This window comes from Aeromonas sp. BIGb0405 (assembly GCF_024807335.1).
GTDB lineage: Bacteria > Pseudomonadota > Gammaproteobacteria > Enterobacterales > Aeromonadaceae > Aeromonas > Aeromonas rivuli.
In genome coordinates, this window is record NZ_JANUEP010000002.1 from 362991 (window position 1) to 382598 (window position 19608).

Annotated in this window: 21 protein-coding genes, 2 pseudogenes and 2 riboswitches; of the genes and pseudogenes, 21 read left to right on the plus strand and 2 right to left on the minus strand. The window is 59.8% G+C overall.

Annotated elements, in window-relative coordinates; all coding sequences use genetic code 11:
• The first annotated feature begins 96 nt into the window (after positions 1-96).
• The 14 genes and pseudogenes from M2366_RS06480 (at position 97) to M2366_RS06545 (ending at position 10492) form a co-directional block, all read left to right on the plus strand.
• Positions 97-513, plus strand: a complete 417-nt coding sequence (locus tag M2366_RS06480) for a VOC family protein (protein ID WP_259269241.1) — start codon at positions 97-99, stop codon at positions 511-513.
• Between the two features lie 95 nt (positions 514-608).
• Positions 609-1298, plus strand: coding sequence for a phosphate regulon transcriptional regulator PhoB (phoB, locus tag M2366_RS06485; RefSeq protein ID WP_042040695.1), 690 nt, complete (start codon positions 609-611; stop codon positions 1296-1298).
• 8 nt (positions 1299-1306) lie between these two features.
• The gene (gene phoR, locus M2366_RS06490; RefSeq protein ID WP_224430986.1) at positions 1307-2623 is read left to right on the plus strand and encodes a phosphate regulon sensor histidine kinase PhoR; all 1317 of its coding nucleotides are present in this window, start codon (positions 1307-1309) and stop codon (positions 2621-2623) included.
• Between the two features lie 178 nt (positions 2624-2801).
• On the plus strand, positions 2802-3776 hold the full coding sequence (locus M2366_RS06495; RefSeq protein WP_224430985.1) for a PstS family phosphate ABC transporter substrate-binding protein: 975 nt from the start codon (positions 2802-2804) through the stop codon (positions 3774-3776).
• Between the two features lie 147 nt (positions 3777-3923).
• A complete protein-coding gene (locus M2366_RS06500) occupies positions 3924-4730 on the plus strand; it encodes a M48 family metallopeptidase (RefSeq protein WP_042040692.1) in 807 nt (268 codons plus the stop codon).
• Positions 4730-5236 (plus strand): GNAT family N-acetyltransferase, encoded by a 507-nt coding sequence (locus M2366_RS06505; protein ID WP_259269242.1) that lies wholly within the window; start codon positions 4730-4732, stop codon positions 5234-5236. The genes M2366_RS06500 and M2366_RS06505 overlap by 1 nt, the downstream gene beginning before the upstream one ends.
• 105 nt (positions 5237-5341) lie before the next feature.
• The gene (locus tag M2366_RS06510) at positions 5342-6244 is read left to right on the plus strand and encodes an ROK family protein (protein ID WP_042040690.1); all 903 of its coding nucleotides are present in this window, start codon (positions 5342-5344) and stop codon (positions 6242-6244) included.
• Positions 6245-6287: 43 nt separating this feature from the next.
• Positions 6288-7013, plus strand: a complete 726-nt coding sequence (locus M2366_RS06515; RefSeq protein ID WP_259235587.1) for a copper homeostasis protein CutC — start codon at positions 6288-6290, stop codon at positions 7011-7013.
• Positions 7014-7017: 4 nt separating this feature from the next.
• Positions 7018-7143 carry a hypothetical protein gene (locus M2366_RS06520; protein WP_404972787.1) on the plus strand — a complete coding sequence of 42 codons (126 nt, stop codon included), beginning with the start codon at positions 7018-7020 and terminating at the stop codon, positions 7141-7143.
• Positions 7144-7176: 33 nt separating this feature from the next.
• Positions 7177-7269, plus strand: a pseudogene (locus M2366_RS06525) (copper homeostasis protein CutC); the annotation flags it as partial.
• Between the two features lie 247 nt (positions 7270-7516).
• Positions 7517-8128 (plus strand): FKBP-type peptidyl-prolyl cis-trans isomerase, encoded by a 612-nt coding sequence (locus M2366_RS06530; RefSeq protein WP_042040688.1) that lies wholly within the window; start codon positions 7517-7519, stop codon positions 8126-8128.
• A gap of 123 nt (positions 8129-8251) precedes the next feature.
• Complete coding sequence (locus tag M2366_RS06535; RefSeq protein ID WP_259269243.1) at positions 8252-9133, plus strand: ABC transporter ATP-binding protein; 882 nt, start codon at positions 8252-8254, stop codon at positions 9131-9133.
• Positions 9134-9179: 46 nt separating this feature from the next.
• Positions 9180-10190, plus strand: coding sequence for an ABC transporter permease (locus tag M2366_RS06540; RefSeq protein ID WP_259269244.1), 1011 nt, complete (start codon positions 9180-9182; stop codon positions 10188-10190).
• Complete coding sequence (locus tag M2366_RS06545) at positions 10187-10492, plus strand: DUF2845 domain-containing protein (protein WP_157013906.1); 306 nt, start codon at positions 10187-10189, stop codon at positions 10490-10492. Before M2366_RS06540 ends, M2366_RS06545 begins: the two co-directional genes overlap by 4 nt.
• Positions 10493-10546: 54 nt before the next feature.
• On the opposite strand, the gene M2366_RS06550 is transcribed toward M2366_RS06545, so the two are convergent.
• Positions 10547-10762, minus strand: a complete 216-nt coding sequence (locus tag M2366_RS06550; protein ID WP_259235590.1) for a DUF1107 domain-containing protein — start codon at positions 10760-10762, stop codon at positions 10547-10549.
• A 375-nt stretch (positions 10763-11137) separates the two neighbouring features.
• Between M2366_RS06550 and M2366_RS06555 the strand changes: the two genes are divergently transcribed.
• The 7 genes and pseudogenes from M2366_RS06555 to M2366_RS06585 all read left to right on the plus strand — a co-directional run bounded on the left by M2366_RS06555 (position 11138) and on the right by M2366_RS06585 (position 17644).
• Positions 11138-12157, plus strand: a complete 1020-nt coding sequence (locus tag M2366_RS06555; RefSeq protein WP_224430979.1) for an amino acid ABC transporter substrate-binding protein — start codon at positions 11138-11140, stop codon at positions 12155-12157.
• A 67-nt stretch (positions 12158-12224) separates the two neighbouring features.
• Positions 12225-13412, plus strand: a complete 1188-nt coding sequence (locus M2366_RS06560; protein ID WP_224430978.1) for an amino acid ABC transporter permease — start codon at positions 12225-12227, stop codon at positions 13410-13412.
• Positions 13413-13490: 78 nt separating this feature from the next.
• Positions 13491-14585 (plus strand): amino acid ABC transporter permease, encoded by a 1095-nt coding sequence (locus M2366_RS06565; RefSeq protein ID WP_259269245.1) that lies wholly within the window; start codon positions 13491-13493, stop codon positions 14583-14585.
• 12 nt (positions 14586-14597) lie between these two features.
• Complete coding sequence (locus tag M2366_RS06570) at positions 14598-15341, plus strand: amino acid ABC transporter ATP-binding protein (protein WP_042040678.1); 744 nt, start codon at positions 14598-14600, stop codon at positions 15339-15341.
• 160 nt (positions 15342-15501) lie between these two features.
• Positions 15502-15993 (plus strand): annotated as a pseudogene (yfcD, locus tag M2366_RS06575) (NUDIX hydrolase YfcD); the annotation flags it as partial.
• Positions 15994-16062: 69 nt separating this feature from the next.
• The gene (locus M2366_RS06580) at positions 16063-16539 is read left to right on the plus strand and encodes a peroxiredoxin (RefSeq protein WP_042040674.1); all 477 of its coding nucleotides are present in this window, start codon (positions 16063-16065) and stop codon (positions 16537-16539) included.
• Positions 16540-16678: 139 nt separating this feature from the next.
• Positions 16679-17644, plus strand: a complete 966-nt coding sequence (locus M2366_RS06585; protein WP_259235592.1) for a calcium/sodium antiporter — start codon at positions 16679-16681, stop codon at positions 17642-17644.
• A 78-nt stretch (positions 17645-17722) separates the two neighbouring features.
• Here the strand turns inward: M2366_RS06585 and M2366_RS06590 are convergent, their stop codons facing one another.
• Positions 17723-18874 carry a type III PLP-dependent enzyme gene (locus M2366_RS06590; protein WP_259269246.1) on the minus strand — a complete coding sequence of 384 codons (1152 nt, stop codon included), beginning with the start codon at positions 18872-18874 and terminating at the stop codon, positions 17723-17725.
• 419 nt (positions 18875-19293) lie between these two features.
• Positions 19294-19373, plus strand: a riboswitch (glycine riboswitch).
• 5 nt (positions 19374-19378) lie between these two features.
• Positions 19379-19494, plus strand: a riboswitch (glycine riboswitch).
• Positions 19495-19608 lie beyond the last annotated feature (114 nt).

The following is a 19608-nucleotide window of genomic DNA, read 5'->3' on the forward strand; positions in this document are numbered from 1 at the left end:
CGACAGGCATAATGACAGGGCCGCCCGGCCCTGTTTTGCTATCTGGCCGCCGGGCCTCCCACACTCATTGAGCCTCATGCTCACAAGGAATTCCCCATGGCTTCTCACCTTGGCGCTCTCACCCTGCTGGTCGCGGACTATGATGCCGCCATCGCTTTTTTCACCCAGAGCCTCGGCTTCACCCTGCTCGAAGACACGCTGCTCGACGAGCCTGGCAAACCGGGCAAGCGCTGGGTCATGGTCGCCCCGTCCACCCAGCCTGGCTGCGCCCTGCTGTTGGCACAGGCCGCCAATGCCGAGCAAGCGTCCCATATCGGCAAACAAGGGGGCGGGCGGGTCTTTTTGTTCCTGGAGACTCAGGATTTCTGGGGTGACTATGAGCGGATGCGCGCCGCCGGTGTCCACTTTTGTGAACAGCCGCGGCAGGAGAGTTACGGCACTGTCGTGGTGTTTGAGGACATCAGTGGCAACCGCTGGGACCTGTTGTCGCGCCGTGCTGACAGTCGCGACTGAAAACGTTTATTCTCCTCGCTGTCATAAAGTCATAAAAGTGTCATACAAAATTCTAATAATTGGCGCACCAATCTTCATGAGGAGAGAGAAGGGATATGGCAAAGCGAATACTGGTGGTCGAGGATGAGGCACCGATCCGCGAAATGCTCTGTTTTGTACTGGAACAGAAAGGATACGAAGCGATAGAGGCGGCGGACTTCGCCGAGGGGCTGGCCAAGGTGTGCGAACCTTACCCTGAACTGATCCTGCTGGATTGGATGATGCCGGGGGGCAGCGGTATCCAGTTCCTCAAGCAACTCAAGCAAGATGAGATGACTCGCCAGATCCCGGTGGTCATGCTGACTGCCCGGGGTGAGGAAGAGGACAAGGTGCGCGGCCTGGAGGCCGGTGCCGATGACTACATCACCAAACCCTTCTCTCCCAAGGAGCTGACCGCTCGCCTCCATGCCGTGATGCGTCGTGTGTCGCCCACCTCGGTGGACGAGGTCATCGAGGTACAGGGCTTGAAGCTGGATCCGGTCTCCCACCGGGTCAGTGCCGAAGACAGGGCGCTGGACATGGGACCGACCGAATTCAAGCTGCTCCACTTCTTCATGACCCACCCTGAGCGGGTCTACAGCCGCGAGCAACTGCTCAACAACGTCTGGGGCACCAACGTCTATGTGGAAGACAGGACGGTGGATGTGCACATTCGCCGGCTGCGCAAGGCAGTCGAAGGCTCGGGCCATGACAGATTGATCCAGACGGTGCGCGGGGCAGGGTATCGCTTCTCCACCCGTCTCTAGAGGCAGCTATGTTGCAACCCTACGCCTGGCGGCGACAGTTGTGGCGAATGGCATTTTTTTACCTGCCCTTCGTCTTGTTTGGATGGTTGATGGAGTGCCTGGCCCTGAGTCTGCTGGCAGCCACCTGCCTGCATCTGGCGTGGCATTACCGTTTTCAGAAGCGGCTCTCTGACTGGCTGTGGCACGAACGCAGCCTGGTGCCGCCCAGCGGTAGCGGTAGCTGGGAGTACATTTTTAACGGTATCTACAAGCTGCAACAGCGTCATAGAGCACGGCGCCGGGAGCTGGCGGGGTTGATCCGCCGTTTCCGGGAAGGGGCCGAAGCGCTGCCCGATGCCGCCGTGGTGTTTCGTACCGATGGCAGCATCCTCTGGTGCAACCGGCTGGCCGAGCAGTTGCTCGGCTTTCGCTGGCCGGAGGATGCGGGCCAGCATATCGGCAACCTCATTCGCCAGCCCAGCTTCGTCAGCTACCTCAACAAGGGTGACTATGATGAGCCCTTCGAGATGCACTCCCCCATCAACGAGGAGAAGTTTCTCGAATTTCGCATCATGCCCTATGCCGAGGATCAGGCCATGTTGGTGGTGCGGGACGTGACCCGACTGCGTAGCCTGGAGAAGACCCGCAAACACTTCGTGGCCAACGTCTCCCATGAGTTGCGCACCCCGCTGACCGTGCTCAAGGGCTATCTGGAGATGACCGAAGAGCCGCCCCCTCCGGCCATGTGGGCCAAGGCGCACAAGGTCATGATGGAGCAGACGGTGCGCATGGATAATCTGGTGAACCAGCTGCTCACCCTGTCGCGCATCGAGGCGGCGCCGGACATCGATCTCTCCCACAGGGTCGACATGCCGGCCATGCTGTTCCTGCTTGAACAAGAGGCGCGGGCGCTCTCCGGCGAGCGATCCCATGTCATCGAGTTTCTGGTTCAGCCGGATCTCTGGCTGCTTGGTGATGAACATCAGTTGCGTAGCGCCGTCTCCAACCTGGTTTACAACGCGATCCACTACACGCCGCCCGGTCGCAAGATAGTGGTGGAGTGGCGCAGGCAGGGCTCCCAGGCGCTGTTTGCGGTGAGCGATGAGGGGGAGGGGATCACTCCGGATCATCTGACGCGGTTGACCGAGCGTTTCTATCGGGTCGACAAGGCGCGCTCGCGGCACACCGGCGGTTCCGGGCTTGGCCTTGCCATCGTCAAGCATGCCCTGAGCCATCACGATGCTCACCTGGATATCGACAGCCGGGTCGGCATGGGCAGCCGATTCAGTTTCCTGATCCCGGCGCGCCTGGTGGTGGCAAAGCCTGCGATCGCAACGGCAAAATAGAACCCATTGATTGTCTTTTTGAGGTTCATGAAGGGTCGCAGCCGCGGCCCTTCATGTTTTCTGCTTATCTGGTGGTTTGTCATCAAAGCGTCATGAACAAGACATAAATTTGTCACTGCCAGGTCAGATACTGGCGCCGTCTTAAAGAACGGACCTTCTGTAATTTTGGAGAGATTGGATGAAACTCAACAAATTGGCTGCTGTTATCGGTGTGACTGCTGCAGTGGTGTTCTCTGCCAGCACAATGGCTTACGGCGTCGACAAAAATCTGCCTGAATACGCGCCGGTTAGCGGCATCTCCGGCAACTTGTCGTCCGTGGGTTCCGATACCCTGGCCAACATGATGACCCTGTGGGCCGAAGAATTTAAACGCGTCTATCCGAACGTCAACGTTCAGATCCAGGCCGCGGGTTCCTCCACAGCGCCCCCCGCCCTGACCGAAGGCACTTCCCAGTTCGGCCCTATGAGCCGCGCCATGAAGTCGGGTGAAGAGGAAGCATTCGAGAAGCGTTATGGCTACAAGCCGACCGCCATTCGCGTCGCTGTCGATGCCCTGGCCGTGTTCGTCAACAAGGACAACCCCATCAAGGGGCTGACCATGCAGCAGGTCGATGCCGTCTTCTCCAGCACCCTCAAGTGTGGCGAGAGCAAGGCCGCTACCCAATGGGCTGATCTGGGTCTGGATGGCAACTGGTCAGGCAAGGATTTGCAACTGTTTGGTCGCAACTCGGTATCCGGTACCTACGGTTACTTCAAGGAGCACGCCCTCTGTGATGGCGACTTCAAGAGCGGCGTGAACGAGCAGCCCGGTTCTGCCTCTGTGGTGCAGTCTGTGTCAGCGTCCCTCAACGGGATAGGTTATTCCGGTATCGGTTATGTCACCTCTGGTGTGCGTGCCGTGCCGCTGTCCAAGGATGGCAAGACCTTCGTCGAAGCCAACGCCGACAACGCCATCACCGGCAAGTATCCGCTGTCACGTTTCCTGTATCTGTACGTGAACAAGCACCCGAACAAGCCGCTGGCCCCGATGGAGCAGGAGTTTGTCAAACTCATCCTCTCCAAAGCCGGTCAGACCATCGTCGCCAAAGACGGCTATGTGCCTGTCCCGGCCAAGGTGGTCGAAGCGGACATGAAGAAGCTGGGCCTGATGTAATCCCACTTCCCGATAAAAAATGTCAAAAACGAGCCCAATCGGGCTCGTTTTTTTATGGGGGCAAAACAGGGCGGCCAAGCATAGTCACTTGCGCGCGGCGCCGCCTTTCCCGAAAATAGGACATTCCCAGCCACAAGGATCCTGTTGATGATCTCTGCCCTCTCCAAAGTGACACTGCTGGCCGCCAGCACACTGCTGCTCGGCGCCTGCGCACAATCCCCCACGGGCCGTAGCCAGATGTTGCTGTTTTCCCCCCAGCAGATGAACCAACTCGGGGCCGACTCCTTTAACCAGATGAAGCAGCAGGAGAAGGTGAGCAAGGATGCCAAGCTCAATGCCTATGTCTCCTGCGTCGCCAAGGCAGTGACTGCCCAAGTGCCGAGCAGCTATGGCATCACCAGTTGGGAAGTGGTGGTGTTTGACTCCAAGCAGGTCAACGCCTTCGCCCTGCCTGGTGGCAAGATTGGCGTCTATAGCGGCCTGCTCAATGTGGCCAAGAACCAGGATCAGCTCGCCACCGTCATCGGTCACGAGTTGACCCATGTGCTGGCTCAGCACTCCAACGAGCGTCTCTCCCGCGATCAGCTAACGGGTCTTGGCATGGCGGTCGCCGATGCGGCCCTGGGTAGCAGCCAGGGCAGTGGCGCGGCCATGGCGGCGCTTGGGCTGGGCGTTCAGGTCGGCGTGAGCCTGCCTTATGGCCGGGAGCAGGAGAGTGAGGCGGACCGACTCGGGCTGGATCTGATGGCTCGCGCCGGTTTTAACCCGGCCGAGGCTATCCCGCTCTGGCAGAACATGGCGCAGGCCGCCGGGGGCAAGGCGCCTCCCGCGCTGCTCTCTACCCACCCGAGCAATGAGAGCCGCATCAGTGAGCTGAGCGCCGAGCTTGCGACGGCAACTCCCCTCTACCAGCAGGCCCGCGCCGCCGGTCTGACTCCCCAGTGCAAGAGGTAATGCCGGAGGTGACCCTGCGCATGGCCCGCCAGCAGGATGCCGCCGCCATGACGGTGTTGCAGCGAGCCAGTTGGCTGGCCGCCTATGGTGAGGTGCTGGGCGCCGACTTGCTCGACAACCTGTCCCCGAGCGTGCATTTGCAGCTGTGGCGCAAGCGGCTCGGGGGTCATGACCCAAGGCCCATGCTGGTCTGTGTCCAGGACGTGGTGGTGGGTCTGCTCTATTGGCAGCATCAGGAGGGCGACATCGGTCCCGAGGCGCATATCCGTGCCCTCTATCTGCATCCGGCTCATTGGCGCCGTGGTCATGGCAAACGGCTCTGGCAGGCGGTCGCCATGCAGATGCGGCGCGCCGGGTATGAGCGGGTCAGCCTCTGGCTGCTGGCGGGCAACCGGGTGGGGCAAGGCTTCTACCTGCGCCGCGGTTTTCGGTTCGATGGCACCGAGCGCACCCTGAGCCAACAGGGCCGACCCTGCCTGCAGCAAAAAATGTCCCGCGATTTGTGACGAGGCGCCGTTTTTTCGGGGTGGGTCACTTTATTTTTCTTGCGAATTAATACAATGGCGAGCTCAGGAACAGAGTCGTTTTCTCAGCTGCAAGGGAGTGTGGGCATGTATTACGGTTTCGATATAGGTGGTACCAAGGTGGCGTTTGCCGTCTATGACGGTGCCTTGACCCTGTGTCATGAGGAGCGTCTGGCGACCCCGGGAGACGATTACGAGGCGCTGCAGCAGATCATCCTCGATCGGGTGCTGGCGGCGGATACACGTTATGGGGTGCGCGGCACCGTCGGTATCGGCTTTCCTGGCATCCTCAACCGCGCCGACAAGAGCATAGTGGCCGCCAATCTGCCCTGTATCAACGGCCGCCATCTGGGGGCTGATCTGGGGGCTCGGCTCGATCGCGAGGTGCGGGTCGATAACGATGCCAACTGCTTCCTCTGGTCCGAAGTGCATCAAGGGGCAGCCGACGGTGCCGAGGCGGCATTGGCAGTCACGATTGGTACCGGCATCGGCGGCGCCGTCTATGTCAATGGCGGCCTGGTACAGGGCCGCAACTGGCTGGCGGGGGAGATAGGTCACTATCCGCTGCCCGGCACCATCTTGATGAAGTACCCCGACCTGCCTCGTCCACGCTGTGGTTGTGGCCGACTCGCGTGCTTCGAAACCTATGCATCGGGCACGGGGTTGGAGCGTCTCTATCTGCACCTGAGCGGCGAGCGTGCCTCCGGCCAGCAGATCGTATCGCGTTTCGAGGCCAGAGAGCCCCATGCGGTCGCGACCCTGGATTGCTGGCTCGAGATCATGGCGGCGGGGTTGGCCACGGCGCTCTCGGTGCTGGATCCGGACGTGGTGGTACTCGGCGGTGGCCTCTGTGGCCTGCCCGCCCTCTATGAACAATTGCCGCTGCGCCTGCCGGGACATCTGCTGCCCGGTGTGGCTTTGCCCGAGATACGCCAGGCCCGCTTCGGCGGTGCAGGCGGCGTGCGTGGCGCAGCACTGCTCCATCTGTGAGACCCGATGACGGGTCTCACCTCATCCATCACGAGGAGTCATGATGACCCGTCTCGAAGTCTGCATCGATAACCTTGAGTCCCTGTTTACCGCTCAGGATGCGGGGGCCGATCGTATCGAGCTCTGCTCGGCCCTCGGGCTTGGGGGACTTACCCCCTCCTATGGCTTCATGCAGCAGGCGGCGCGCCATGGGCGCATTCCCGTCTACGCCATGATCCGCCCCCGTGCCGGGGATTTCTGTTTTAGCGAACTCGAGTTCGAGTTGATGCTGCAAGACATAGCCGCGGCCCGTGCCGCGGGTCTGCAAGGGGTGGTGGTTGGCCTGCTCGATGAACAGGGGCGGGTGCCCGCAGCCCAGCTCAAGCAGTTGGTGGCGGCTGCAGGCCCGTTGGGGGTAACCTTCCACCGCGCCATCGATCTCAGCTCCAACTGGCGCGCCGATCTGGAGACCATAGTCGCGGCGGGTTGTGAGCGGATCTTGAGCTCAGGCCATGCAGCGAGCGCCCTGGCCGGTCTGGAAACCCTGCAAGCCATGGCGCAGACCCTGGCGGGACGCGCCAGCTTGATGCCGGGGGCCGGGGTCAATGCCGACAACGTGCGCACCATACTTGAATTTACCGGGGTGACTGAGGTGCATATGTCCGGCATGGGTTGGCGCGGTGGCATGGTGCCCCATGGGGTGAACATGGGTACCGCAGATGACGGCCGGGTCAATATCACCGACGGCGCCAAGGTTGCCGCAGTGCGGGCCCTGCTGGATCGCGCTTGAGGTCATGGCGAGACGGCATGGTGCCTCTCTTTGTCACAGGGCCAACATGGGCAGCTCGGACGACGGCCGGGTCAATATCACCGACGGCGCCAAGGTGGCTGCGGTGTGGGCCCTGCTGGATCGCGCCTGAGTCAGGGTGTGACGGCATGGTGCCTCTCTTTGTCACAGGGCCAACATGGGCAGCTCGGGCGACGGCCGGGTCAATATCACCGACGGCGCCAAGGTGGCTGCGGTGCGGGCTTTGCTTGATCAATAAGCCAGTCGCTTTGCCAGAGTAGAACGGTCAGCCTTGCTGGCCGTGTTGTTGCGGATCCTCTGTGTCATCAGGACCTGTGGCGCCGCACCACATCAAGTCAAGGCCGACGGGGACTGGCCCTGTTTGCCGCCTGATGCCACTCAAGCTCATCAGAGCAGATTGGCACTCTGCCTTGGCGGCAGCATCCGGGTAAAAATTCTGTTATCATTCCCGCTCTTTTGACACATGGACCCGGAGCAGAATCTCAATGTCTCAATACGACTCTATCGAACAGAAAGCCAGCTATGGCATAGGCCGCAATATGGGCGATCAACTGGCTCAGCAATCCTTCGCCGGTCTGGATATTCCTGCCCTGCAGCAGGGTCTGGCAGATGCCCTCAATGGTCTGGAGTTCGCGGTCAGCCGTGATGATATCAATGATGCCTTCCAGGCTATCACCAGCCGCATGCAAGCCGAACAGGAAGTGGCCGCCAAGGCTGCTGCCGCTGACGGTGAACTCTTCCTGGCCGACAACGCCAAGCGTGATGGTGTTCAGGTGACCGATTCCGGTCTGCAGTACGAAGTCATGGTGGAAGGTAATGGTGCTGTGCCAGTTGCCGGTCAGTCCGTGCGCGTGCACTACCACGGTACCTTCACCCATGGTGGCGTGTTTGACAGCTCAGTGGCTCGCGGTGAGCCGGCAGAGTTCCCGGTCACTGGCGTGATCGCCGGTTGGGTTGAAGCCCTGCAGATGATGCCGGTTGGCTCCAAGTGGAAGCTGTTCATCCCCCACGATCTGGCTTACGGCGCCCGTGGTGCCGGTTCCATCGCGCCCTATTCCGCGCTGGTATTCGAAGTGGAGCTGCTGGACATCCTGTGATCCAGTCTGCTCGATGCAAACGGCGGCCCTCGGGCCGCCGTTTGTTTTTGGCCCGATGGCGACGAAGATGGGAGGGATCCGCGGATTTCGTTATAGTCGGATGAGTCAAGGGGGAGGGAACCCATGTCGGCCATCATTGAAGTAGTCGATCTCGTCAAACATTTCGCTGGCGTCAAGGCGGTGGATGGGCTGAGCTTTGCCATCCCGAATGGCAGCTGTTTCGGTCTGCTCGGCCCCAATGGGGCGGGCAAGACCACCACCATAGAGCTGCTTGAGGGCATATTGACCCCCGATAGCGGCCAGATCCTGTTTCATGGCAAACCGCCAGGCCCCGACTATCGTTCGCGCATCGGCATCCAGTTCCAGCACACGGCGCTGCAGGACTTTTTGACGGTGCGCGATACCCTGCGCCTCTTCTCCCGCCTCTATCCCAAGCCTCTGCCTCTGGCGCTGTTAATCAACCTCTGTGCCCTGGAAGACTTCGTCGACCGAGACAGCCGCCGTCTCTCCGGGGGGCAACGCCAGCGACTGCTGCTGGCCCTGGCCCTGCTTGGCGACCCGGAACTGCTGTTTCTCGATGAGCCCACGACGGGTCTGGATCCCCAGGCGCGCCACCACTTTTGGGACAGGGTCAAGGCCATCAAGGCCCAGGGCAAGAGCATAGTGCTGACCACCCACTACATGGATGAGGCGCAGCAACTGTGCAGTCACATCGCCATCGTCGACAGGGGCCACTTATTGAGTCTGGATACGCCACAAGCGCTGCTCGATCAGCATTTCGACGGGGTACTGGTGCGCCTGTCGGCTCACCCGGCCCTGATGCAGCTGGCGCTACCGCTCACTCAACAGGGAGAGTTGATGGAGCTGACTTGTCCCGATATCGCGACCCTGATGCCGCGCCTGCTCGAGCTGCAGATCCCCCTGACCGGCATGCAGATCCGCTCCCCCAATCTGGAGGATCTCTTTCTCAAGTTGACCGGCCATAGCCTGAGGAGCGGGGCATGAGCCGCAGCAACGTGGCCCTGATAAGGAAAATGACAAGGAGTCCGCGATGAGAGACAGCCTGAGGCGCATCGCCGCCCTCTTCTATGCCCGCAACCTGGAGTTTGTCCGCGATCGCGCCGCCCTGGTCTGGAACATGGCCGTGCCCCTGTTGCTGGTGCTGGGTTTCTCAATCATCTTTTCCGGCAACCAGAAGCCCCTGCTCCAGCTCGGTGTCGTGGGGACGCTGCCTCCTGCCTACCAGCCCCTCGACACCATCCCTCAGCTCAAGCTGATCGAATATGACGACCTGGCCTCCGCCCAGCTCAAGGTGCGTCACCACCAACTGGATTTGCTGCTCAATCCGGCAGGGGGCAATTACTGGGTCAATCCGGACTCGCAGAGTGGGGGGCTGGCGGAATACCTGCTCAAGCAGGCCAGCCTGACCCCTTTGGTACGAGATACTCTGCCGGGCAAGGCCATTCGCTATGGCGACTGGTTGCTGCCGGGGGTGATCGGCATGAATCTGATGTTCTCCGGCCTGTTCGGGGTTGGCTATGTCATTGTGCGGTATCGCAAAAATGGCGTGCTCAAGCGGCTGAGGGCGACCCCGCTCACCGCGACCGAGTTTCTCTGTGCCCAACTGTTGTCGCGGGTAGCCATCACGCTAGTGGTGAGCCTGCTGGTATTCCTGGTCGCCCACTGGCTGCTCGGCACTCCTCTGCTCGGCTCCGGCTGGTTGCTGCTCATCACGCTGCTGGGCGGGGCCGCCATGGCCTCCCTTGGTCTTCTGGTGGCGGCCCGCATCCAGAATGAAGAGTTGGCCAGTGGTTTGCTCAATCTCATCAGCCTGCCCATGATGTTCTTATCTGGCGTCTGGTTTTCGCTGGAAGGTTCACCCGCCTGGCTGCAAGAGGTCGCGGCACTGTTGCCACTGACCCAGATAGTGACGGCGGCGCGGGCCGTGATGCTGGAGGGCGCTGGCTGGCAAGAGGTGGCGGGCCCACTGTCCCAGATCAGCCTGTTTACCCTGTGTTGCGTCGCCCTGGGGGCCGCTCTGTTCAGATGGAACGCCAAATGAGATATCCGCTTTCGCTGCTCTTGCTCTGTGTCCTGGCGCTTCCCGTGACGGCCGGGACCTTGCGCTGCAAACGTGACCTGCTGACCGAGGGGGACAGCACGGCCATTCTGCTGGTGCGTTGTGGCCAACCCATGCTCAGGGAGGATTTGACCCGCTATGAGGAGAATGGCTTCGGTGCTCGCATGACGGTCAAGTACGCAGAGCGTTGGACTTATAACTTCGGCAGCAATCAGTTCATGCAGTTTGTCACCGTCGAGAACGGTGTCATCACGGAAATAGAAGACGGCCCGCGCGGTCAATGACCGGCGGGCCGAAAAAAGAATATGGAAGCAAAGGACCAATAAGACTCGCGGAAGTTATCCCAACAGCGGGTTGCCCTGACGCAGACCACGAAGCACACGGTTAACCCTGGTTGCCAGACCCAGGGTCTTGTTGCAATTCAGGTTCTCCAGAATGATCTCGCCCTGAGTAAATTCAAATTTCCCCATCTCCTCGACCATGAAACTGCCACGGTGAAAACTCTTCACGTAACGCGCCATCTGGCGGGGAGACAAGCCTTTGAACACCTTCATCAGAGCATACCTTCTTGTTTGGACAGGGCTCACTATGAGGGGGCGTCATGACAAAAATATGAACCATATGAGTCAGTTGTAATATGAAAGGCTGCCCTCTTCTGGGGCATGACAAAATAGCTGCAAAAAAGATCTGCAGGGTCGGCGCTGGCATTGTCAGTATGCTATTTGGTCGATATGGGTCTATTTTTTATTCATAAGGTGTATATCGGGACATATAGGTGCTTTGTGCTGCTGCACCAATTTCGCGCCGGTTTGCACCGATTGACAGGCTTTTTTGGCGCTGGATAAGCTGCAAAAAAAGTGAAGGCAGGGAGAGCGTCATCGGCAGGCTGCGGTGATGTACATTCGAGTTGAACCACAGGGAAGAGTGATATGAAACAGCTACATAAGATGGGTGTGCTGGTTGCGTTGTCGTTGACAGCCGCCAATGTCTGGGCCGAAGGCACCCTGGATGCCGTCAAGAAGAAGGGTTTTGTGCAATGTGGGGTCGGCGATGGCCTGCCCGGTTTCTCCAACCCGGATGCCAAGGGCACCTGGACCGGATTGGATGTCGATGTCTGCCGCGCCGTCGCCGCTGCCGTGCTGGGGGATGCAACCAAGGTCAAATATGTCTCCCTGACCGCCAAGGAGCGTTTCACCGCACTGCAATCGGGGGAGGTCGACATCTTGTCGCGCAATACCACCTGGACCATGACGCGGGATGCCTCCCTTGGTCTCACCTTCGCCGGGGTCAACTATTACGATGGCCAGGGCTTCATGGTCTCCAAAGCCCTGGGGGTAAAAAGTGCCAAGGAGCTTGATGGCGCCGCCGTCTGTATCCAGTCCGGTACGACCACGGAGCTTAACCTGGCCGATTACTTCCGTGCCAACGGCGGCATGAAATATACCCCTGTGGTGTTTGACACCTCGGATCAGACCGTGAAGGGCTTCGAGGCCGGTCGCTGCGATGTGTTGACCTCGGATCAATCTCAGCTCTACTCCCTCAAGATCAAACTCTCCAAGCCGGAAAACGCCATAGTGTTGCCGGAGGTTATCTCCAAGGAGCCGCTGGGCCCAGTGGTGCGTCAGGGTGATGAACCCTGGTTCAAGGTGGTGCGCTGGAGCATGTTTGCCCTGCTCAATGCCGAAGAGGCCGGGGTCACCAGTAGCAACGTGGACGAGATGCTCAAGTCGACCAACCCGGATGTGCGTCGCCTGCTTGGCCTCGAAGATCCCAAGGGAGGCATTCTTGGCCTCGATGACAAGTGGGCCTACAACATCATCAAGCAGGTCGGCAACTACGGCGAGATGTTCGATCGCAACGTCGGCGCCGGTTCTCCCCTCAAGATCGATCGCGGCATCAATGCCTTGTGGAACCAGGGTGGCCTGATGTACGCCCCCCCCATTCGCTAGATATGTTGGTTAGGGGGCTCAGGCCCCCGCTTTCCCTCTTGCCTTGGCTTTGTCGGAGTAAATCCCTATGGCGTCACAACCGCACGACCAGAGGAAAGAACAGGGCCGCTGGTGGTATGACGCGAAGGTGAGGGCGCTGATCTTCCAGTGCCTGGCCATCGCGGCAGTCCTCGGTTTTCTGTTCTACATCATCAACAATGCCCTGACCAACCTGGAGGCCCGTGGCATCACCACCGGCTTCGGGTTTCTCGGCAATACCGCCGGCTTTGGCATACTCCAGAGCCTGATCCCCTACGATGAGACCTATAGTTTCGGCCGAACCTTCGTGGTGGGTCTGCTCAATACCTTGCTGGTCTCTGTACTGGGTATCATCTTGGCGACCCTGCTCGGCTTTGTGATCGGCGTGGCGCGGCTGTCAAAGAACTGGCTGGTATCGCGCATTGCCACTGTCTATATCGAGACCTTTCGCAACATCCCCCTGCTGCTGCAGATTTTCTTCTGGTATTTCTCGGTGCTGCGCACCCTGCCATCACCCCGCGAGAGTGTGAACCTGGGGGAGCTGGCCTTTTTGAATGTGCGGGGCTTCTATCTGCCCAAGCCTCTGTTTGAGGAGGGGTTCGGCTATGTGATCGGTGCCCTGCTGCTGGCCCTTGTCCTGAGCTGGGGAGTGCGGCGCTGGGCCAAGCGTCGCCAGGAGTTGACCGGCAAGATATTCCCGGTGTGGCTCAGCACCCTTGGCCTCATCATCTTGCTGCCACTGGCGACCTTCTGGCTGGTGGGCAGTCCGCTTGCCTGGAGCCTGCCGACGTTGCAAGGCTTCAATTTCCGCGGTGGCCTGACCGTCTTGCCCGAGCTGGTGGCCCTGCTGCTGGCGCTGACCATCTACACGGCAGCCTTCATCGCCGAGATAGTGCGCTCCGGCATATTGGCGGTCAGCCATGGTCAGACGGAAGCCGCCTCTGCCCTGGGGCTCTCCACGCCCCGCACCCTGCAACTGGTCATCATTCCCCAGGCGATGCGGGTCATCATACCGCCGCTGACCAGTCAGTATCTCAACTTGACCAAGAACTCCTCCCTGGCGACGGCCATCGGTTACCCGGATCTGGTCTCCGTGTTCATGGGGACCACCCTCAATCAGACGGGCCAGGCCATCGAGGTGATTGCCATGACCATGGGGGTCTATCTCGTCATCAGTATCAGTACCTCTGTCCTGATGAATATCTATAACCGCAAGATGGCGCTGGTGGAGCGATGAGGAGATCAGATGACAGTCAATGCCCAACGGGTCTTCGGTGCAGCCTCTGCGGTGAAAGCATCATGATAAGGGGGAGCTATGTTCGTCACTGAGATGCAAGAGGCGCAGCCTGCGCCTGACAACAGGCGTGGCGTACCCGCCTGGCTCAGGGCCAATCTGTTTCCCAATTGGTGGAACAGCCTGGTGACTCTGGCGCTGGCCTATTTTCTGCTGCCGGCGCTCTGGCACCTGATTGACTGGGCTTTTATCTCCGCGACCTGGACGGGCAGTAGCCGAGCGGATTGTAGTCAGGAAGGGGCCTGCTGGTTGTTTATCGAGAGCCGTTTTGGTCAATACATCTATGGCTTTTACCCAGGGGATCAGCGCTGGCGGGTCAATATCGTCTTTGCCGGGCTGGCGGCATTGCTGGCGCTGCTGATTTGGCCCAAGACGCCCTATAAGGGGCGGCTGGCACTCTTCACCCTGCTGGTGTTTCCCTGTATCGCCTATGGGTTGCTGCACGGCGGCTTTGGGCTGAGGACTGTGGATACCAATCTCTGGGGCGGCCTGATGTTGACCCTGGTACTGGCGGTGGTGGGCATCGCAGTGGCCCTGCCGTTTGGCATCTTGCTGGCCCTCGGGCGTCGCTCCCACATGCCGATCATCAGCAGCCTTTCCACCGTCTATATCGAGTTCTGGCGCGCTGTTCCGCTTATCACCGTGCTGTTCATGGCCTCGGTCATGCTGCCCCTGTTCGTGGCGGGGGAGGTGGAGTTCGACAAGCTGCTGCGGGCGCTCATCGGCATCATCATGTTCCAGTCGGCCTATGTGGCCGAAGTGGTGCGCGGTGGTTTGCAGGCGATCCCCAAGGGGCAGTATGAGGCGGGGGATGCGTTGGGGCTCTCCTACTGGAAGGTGATGGGGCTCATCATCATGCCCCAGGCGCTCAAGATAACCATCCCCTCACTGGTGAACACCTTTATCTCCCTGTTCAAGGACACCAGTCTGGTGTTGATCATCGGGCTGTTCGATCTGCTGGCCATCTCCAAGGTGGCCTTGGCGGATCCCGACTGGCTCGGGTATTCCACCGAAGCCTATGTGTTTATCGCACTGATCTTCTGGATGTTCTGTTTTGGCATGTCCCGTTATTCCATCTATCTGGAGCGCAAGCTGCACACGGGCCACAAGCGTTAGGAGCTGTTGATTATGGAAAGTAACTATGTGGTCGAACTCAAGGACGTCAACAAGTGGTATGGCGACTTCCATGTGCTGCGCAACATCAATCTGAGTGTCGGCAAGGGGGAGAAGATCGTCATCTGCGGGCCATCGGGCTCCGGCAAGTCCACCATGATCCGCTGCATCAATCGGCTGGAGGAGCATCAACGCGGCGACATCCTGGTCAAGGGGATGGCGCTCACCTCGGATCTCAAGAACATAGAGACGGTGCGCCGTGAAGTGGGCATGGTATTCCAGCACTTCAACCTGTTCCCGCATTTGACGGTGCTGGAAAATTGCAGCCTGGCACCCATCTGGGTCAAGCAGTTGCCGAGGCGGGAGGCGGAGCAGATCGCCATGGGCTTTCTCGAACGGGTGCGGATCCCCGAGCAGGCGCTCAAGTACCCGGGTCAGCTCTCCGGTGGTCAGCAGCAGCGTGTCGCCATCGCCAGAAGTCTTTGCATGAATCCTCAGGTGATGCTGTTCGATGAACCGACCTCGGCACTGGACCCCGAGATGGTACGGGAGGTGCTCGATGTCATGGTGGAGCTGGCGAATGAAGGCATGACCATGCTCTGCGTGACCCACGAGATGGGCTTTGCCAAGCAGGTGGCGGACAGGGTCATCTTCATGGACAGAGGCCAGATCATCGAGGAGAACGAGCCTGGGCAGTTCTTCGACAACCCCCAGTCCGAACGCACCAAGCTGTTTCTCTCCCAGATCCTGCATAACTGAGCGAGCGCGGACCGCTCATCGAGAGGGCACCTGTGGGTGCCCTCTCTTTTACCCGACAAACGACGGGGCAGGCTGGCCGAGAAAATCCCCTAGTAGCTGATCCGGCAAGGTTTTTCTCCATGTATACTGCGGCGTCAGCAACAGAACGGCTCAGGAGAGCAGCATGGAATGGGTCGAGGTGGTCGATGACCAGGACAATGTCATTGAGGTGGCCGATCGGGCACGGGTGCGCCGTGAAAACCTGCGTCATCGCGCCAGCTACATACTGGTGCTGGGGGGGGAGGGTCAGGTGCTGGTGCAGCGTCGAACCCTGGGCAAGGATTTTTGCCCCGGCATGCTGGACGCCTGCGCCGGTGGCGTGATGACGGTGGGCGAGGTGCCCCTTGCCAGCGCCCTGCGCGAGCTGGGAGAAGAGCTGGGCATCATGGATATACCGCTGAGTGAACATGGCAGCTTCCTGGCCGAGGGCAGCAACTACAAGGTGTGGGGTTATCTCTACAGTTGCCGCTATCAGGGGCCATTGCAGTTGCAGGCCGAGGAGGTGAGCGCCGTCCACTGGATGAGTCTGGCGGAGATCGCCAACCGGGCCGCCGAATTTACCCCGGATTCCCTGATAGCCCTCGCCCATTGGCAGGCCAGAGGCGGCGCATAACGGACCCCTGCACGGGGCGCTCATCTGGGGTAAACTGCTCCTCATCATTTACCGTCAGGAAGACTCTTCATGATCTCAGTTGGCCAATCCCTGCCCGCGGGTGAGTTCACCCTCCTTACCACCGAAGGCAAACAGACGCTGAATACCCAGGCGCTGTTCGCCGGCAAGAAGGTGGTGCTGTTCGCCGTGCCCGGCGCCTTCACACCGACCTGTTCCAATGCGCATCTGCCCGGTTATGTGGTCAAGGCGGATGAGTTCAGCGCCAAGGGTGTCGATGCCATCTATTGCCTCTCGGTCAACGATGCCTTCGTGATGAAGGCCTGGGGCGAGGCACAGAACGCGCAGGCCATCACCATGCTGGCCGATGGCGATGCCAGCTGGACCCGGGCCCTGGGGCTGGAGAAAGAGACGGGAGCCTTCGGTGGTGTGCGTGCTCAGCGTTTTGCCCTGATAGCCGAAGATGGCCTGGTCACTGCGCTGAACATAGAGGCACCCGGCAAGTTCGAGGTCTCAGATGCCGACTCCTTGCTTGCACTGCTGGGATAGTTAATCAGGGCTGAGTTAGCCCTTGAAAAGCGATATCCCTCGGTTACACTGGCGCCGACGGGCCTCTTGGGCCCGTGTCCCTGTTTATGCCGTGACCGTCATGGCGCCCTGAAGCTCAACCCGATTGGAAAGAATACGTATGACCCTGGCTTTTGTTGCCCTGATTGCCGGACTGGCCCTGCTGGTCTGGAGTGCGGATAAATTTGTCGATGGTGCCGCCGCCACCGCCCGTTATGCGGGCATGCCACCCCTGCTCATCGGTATGGTTATCATCGGTTTTGGTACCTCGGCTCCCGAGATGGTGGTCTCGGCCCTGGCATCCATGCAGGGCAACCCGGCGCTGGCGCTGGGTAATGCCTATGGCTCCAACATTACCAATATCGCTTTGATCCTGGGTCTGACCGCACTTATCAGCCCCATCGCCGTCTCCTCCCAGGTGGTGCGCAAGGAGATACCCATCCTGCTTGGCATCACCCTGCTGACTGGCGCCCTGCTGTTTGACGGCTATCTCGGCCGTGGCGATGCGCTCATTCTTGGCGTGGTCTTTGTCGTGCTGTTGGGCTGGTCCATCTGGACCGGGATCAAGAGCAAGGGCGATGCCCTGGACGCCGATGTCAATGTGGAGATAGACAGCGAGGCCATGCCCCTCAAGAAAGCCATCTTCTGGCTGATCGTGGGTCTGGTTCTGCTGGTCGGCGCTTCCCGCCTGCTGGTGTGGGGCGCCGTCACCATCGCCCAGGCCTTTGGCATCAGCGATCTCGTCATCGGCCTGACCATAGTGGCAGTGGGTACTTCTCTGCCCGAGCTGGCTTCCTCCTTGATGGCCATCAAGAAGAAGGAGCATGACTTGGCCCTCGGCAACGTGCTGGGTTCCAACCTGTTCAACACCTTGGCCGTGGTGGGTATCGCCGCTGGCATAGCGCCCCTGGACGTGGATCCGGCCGTGTTGACCCGTGACTGGAGCCTGATGATGGGGCTGACCCTGCTGCTGCTGGTGATGTGTCTGGGCCGCAAGGGCCAGGGCCGCATCAACCGGGTGGAAGGGGGGATCTTGCTCTGCATCTTCTTCGGTTATACCGGTTGGCTGCTGACCAGCCAGTTCTGATGACGCTGGCGTGACAATGCAAACAAGAGGGGGAGCCAATGGCTCCCCCTCTCTATGTCGGCGTCATGGTCATGCCCTTCAGGCGACGGCGACCAGCTTCTGGCTCTGCTGGCTGCTATCGAGGATCAGGATATTGGCCTTGGGGAAGAAGTTGAAGGTCGAGGCCGAGGCCCAGGTATAGGCCCCCATCACTTTCCCTATCACCAGCTCACCAATCTCCAGATCCGGCAGCATGATGCCGTCACGGATCACATCCACGCTGTCGCAGGTCGGGCCGGAGAGTACGGCGTTGTGCAACTCGCCACCGGCATAGGGGGTACTGACCGGGTAGGTGACGTGGTCATAGAGCTGACCGTTGTAGCTGCCATAGAGGCCGTCATCCAGGTAGTACCAGATCTTGTCACCACGGTGGGCCTTGCCCATCACGCTGGATACCGAGGTCATGGCTGGGGCGCTGATGAAACGACCCGGTTCGGCAATTTTCTGCACTGTGGCGGGCAGCTTGGCGAGCGCGGATCGGATCGGGGCACAGAAGCCATCGATATCGAACTCGCCTCCCTCATAGTCGACCGGGAAGCCGCCACCGATGTCGAGTACCCAGGGCTTGAGCCCCAGATCCCAGGCCTGTTCCATGATCTCGCGGCAGGCGTCGATAGCCTGGACATGGCGCTCGCTGTTGGGCACCTGGGAGCCGACATGGAAGGAGAGCCCCCTCACCTTGAGCCCTTTGGCCTGGGCCAGTTGCAGCAGGGGCAGCGCCTGCTCCGGGGTACAGCCAAATTTCTTGGAGAGATCGACCTTGGTGTTGGGATTGGGGAAACTGACGCGCAGCAGCAGTGTCACTTCATCCTTGTAGGGCAGGAACTTGTCCAGCTCCAGAGGGTTGTCATAGACAAAGACGGTGCAGCCATATTCCAGCGCATAGCGAATGTCACTGTCGCGCTTGATGGGATGGGTATGGATGCAGCGACCCGGCCGCACCCCTTGCGAGCGCACCAGATCCACTTCGCCATTGGTGGCCAGATCGAAGCAGGCTCCCTCTTCCTTGAGCACAGCGACCACCGCCTCATGGGGCAGGGGCTTGAGCGCATAGTGCAGGCGCACCTCGGGCAGGGCGGCAGACAGAGCCCGATATTGGCGGCGCACGGCAGCCTTGTCGAGCAGCAACAGGGGAGAGCCAAATTGTTCAACCAGCTGACGGTAATCTTGTGCCACAAGGGTCTCTTTCATTGTCTTTTGATCATCCTTAGGGGGCGGAGTTGCCCTAGCCTTGGTTTGTTGAGACGGCAACGGCCGGCTCAGGCGAGCGGTCCGGAAGGGACCTATCCAGCAAGCTGCATAACTTTCATGGTTACTGCTTGGATATGCGCGCAATTATCTGTTTATTGATTTGTCATGCAAGCTTTTTGATTGACTATGTTGGCAAGATTTTCTGGTCGAGACGAAAGGGGAAATTGATATCCAGTGCAAAAAGGCGTATCCGGATGCAAGAAGGGCCTCCTGGCCAGTGGCGGGCTAACCAATTGATAGTTAACAATCTATTTACTTTCAGGTGGCGCCGGGGACTCAGGAAGAAAAACGGGGATTGTTGCGAGACAGATCACATTATTTTGGACTAATATGCCCGTCCTAATCCAAAACTAGTTCGGATGAAGGTAGCAGGAGAGCGATGGGGGACCATCCACCGAAGAAGTAAATCTTTCAGGTACCGGGCAACCGGTGTGGACTGCTACTGGACGATACTCTGGAGAGACCCGTTTAATCGGGCGCCGAAGGAGCAAGGCACCATGACGACCCGCAAGGGCTGGCTGGCGCCGGAAACTCTCAGGCAAAAGGACAGAGGGGATGGGATGGTTGTACCTGAGCTTGGAACTGTTCACGATCTGTAACGAGAGGTCGTCAGCAAGGTAAAGAGCAGCGCAGGAACCGGAGCGTATAGACATACGTGAGGATTCCGAGCAGCG

Coding starts and splice junctions, on each gene's coding strand:
- M2366_RS06545 (WP_157013906.1), top strand. CDS start 10,187: ATGAGATATCCGCTTTCGCTGCTCTTGCTCTGTGTCCTGGCGCTTCCC.
- M2366_RS06505 (WP_259269242.1), top strand. CDS start 4,730: ATGCCGGAGGTGACCCTGCGCATGGCCCGCCAGCAGGATGCCGCCGCC.
- M2366_RS06590 (WP_259269246.1), bottom strand. CDS start 18,874: ATGAAAGAGACCCTTGTGGCACAAGATTACCGTCAGCTGGTTGAACAA.
- phoR (WP_224430986.1), top strand. CDS start 1,307: ATGTTGCAACCCTACGCCTGGCGGCGACAGTTGTGGCGAATGGCATTT.
- M2366_RS06580 (WP_042040674.1), top strand. CDS start 16,063: ATGATCTCAGTTGGCCAATCCCTGCCCGCGGGTGAGTTCACCCTCCTT.
- M2366_RS06585 (WP_259235592.1), top strand. CDS start 16,679: ATGACCCTGGCTTTTGTTGCCCTGATTGCCGGACTGGCCCTGCTGGTC.
- M2366_RS06535 (WP_259269243.1), top strand. CDS start 8,252: ATGTCGGCCATCATTGAAGTAGTCGATCTCGTCAAACATTTCGCTGGC.
- M2366_RS06480 (WP_259269241.1), top strand. CDS start 97: ATGGCTTCTCACCTTGGCGCTCTCACCCTGCTGGTCGCGGACTATGAT.
- phoB (WP_042040695.1), top strand. CDS start 609: ATGGCAAAGCGAATACTGGTGGTCGAGGATGAGGCACCGATCCGCGAA.
- M2366_RS06520 (WP_404972787.1), top strand. CDS start 7,018: ATGGCGAGACGGCATGGTGCCTCTCTTTGTCACAGGGCCAACATGGGC.
- M2366_RS06565 (WP_259269245.1), top strand. CDS start 13,491: ATGTTCGTCACTGAGATGCAAGAGGCGCAGCCTGCGCCTGACAACAGG.
- M2366_RS06515 (WP_259235587.1), top strand. CDS start 6,288: ATGACCCGTCTCGAAGTCTGCATCGATAACCTTGAGTCCCTGTTTACC.
- M2366_RS06555 (WP_224430979.1), top strand. CDS start 11,138: ATGAAACAGCTACATAAGATGGGTGTGCTGGTTGCGTTGTCGTTGACA.
- M2366_RS06495 (WP_224430985.1), top strand. CDS start 2,802: ATGAAACTCAACAAATTGGCTGCTGTTATCGGTGTGACTGCTGCAGTG.
- M2366_RS06530 (WP_042040688.1), top strand. CDS start 7,517: ATGTCTCAATACGACTCTATCGAACAGAAAGCCAGCTATGGCATAGGC.
- M2366_RS06550 (WP_259235590.1), bottom strand. CDS start 10,762: ATGAAGGTGTTCAAAGGCTTGTCTCCCCGCCAGATGGCGCGTTACGTG.
- M2366_RS06510 (WP_042040690.1), top strand. CDS start 5,342: ATGTATTACGGTTTCGATATAGGTGGTACCAAGGTGGCGTTTGCCGTC.
- M2366_RS06540 (WP_259269244.1), top strand. CDS start 9,180: ATGAGAGACAGCCTGAGGCGCATCGCCGCCCTCTTCTATGCCCGCAAC.
- M2366_RS06560 (WP_224430978.1), top strand. CDS start 12,225: ATGGCGTCACAACCGCACGACCAGAGGAAAGAACAGGGCCGCTGGTGG.
- M2366_RS06570 (WP_042040678.1), top strand. CDS start 14,598: ATGGAAAGTAACTATGTGGTCGAACTCAAGGACGTCAACAAGTGGTAT.
- M2366_RS06500 (WP_042040692.1), top strand. CDS start 3,924: ATGATCTCTGCCCTCTCCAAAGTGACACTGCTGGCCGCCAGCACACTG.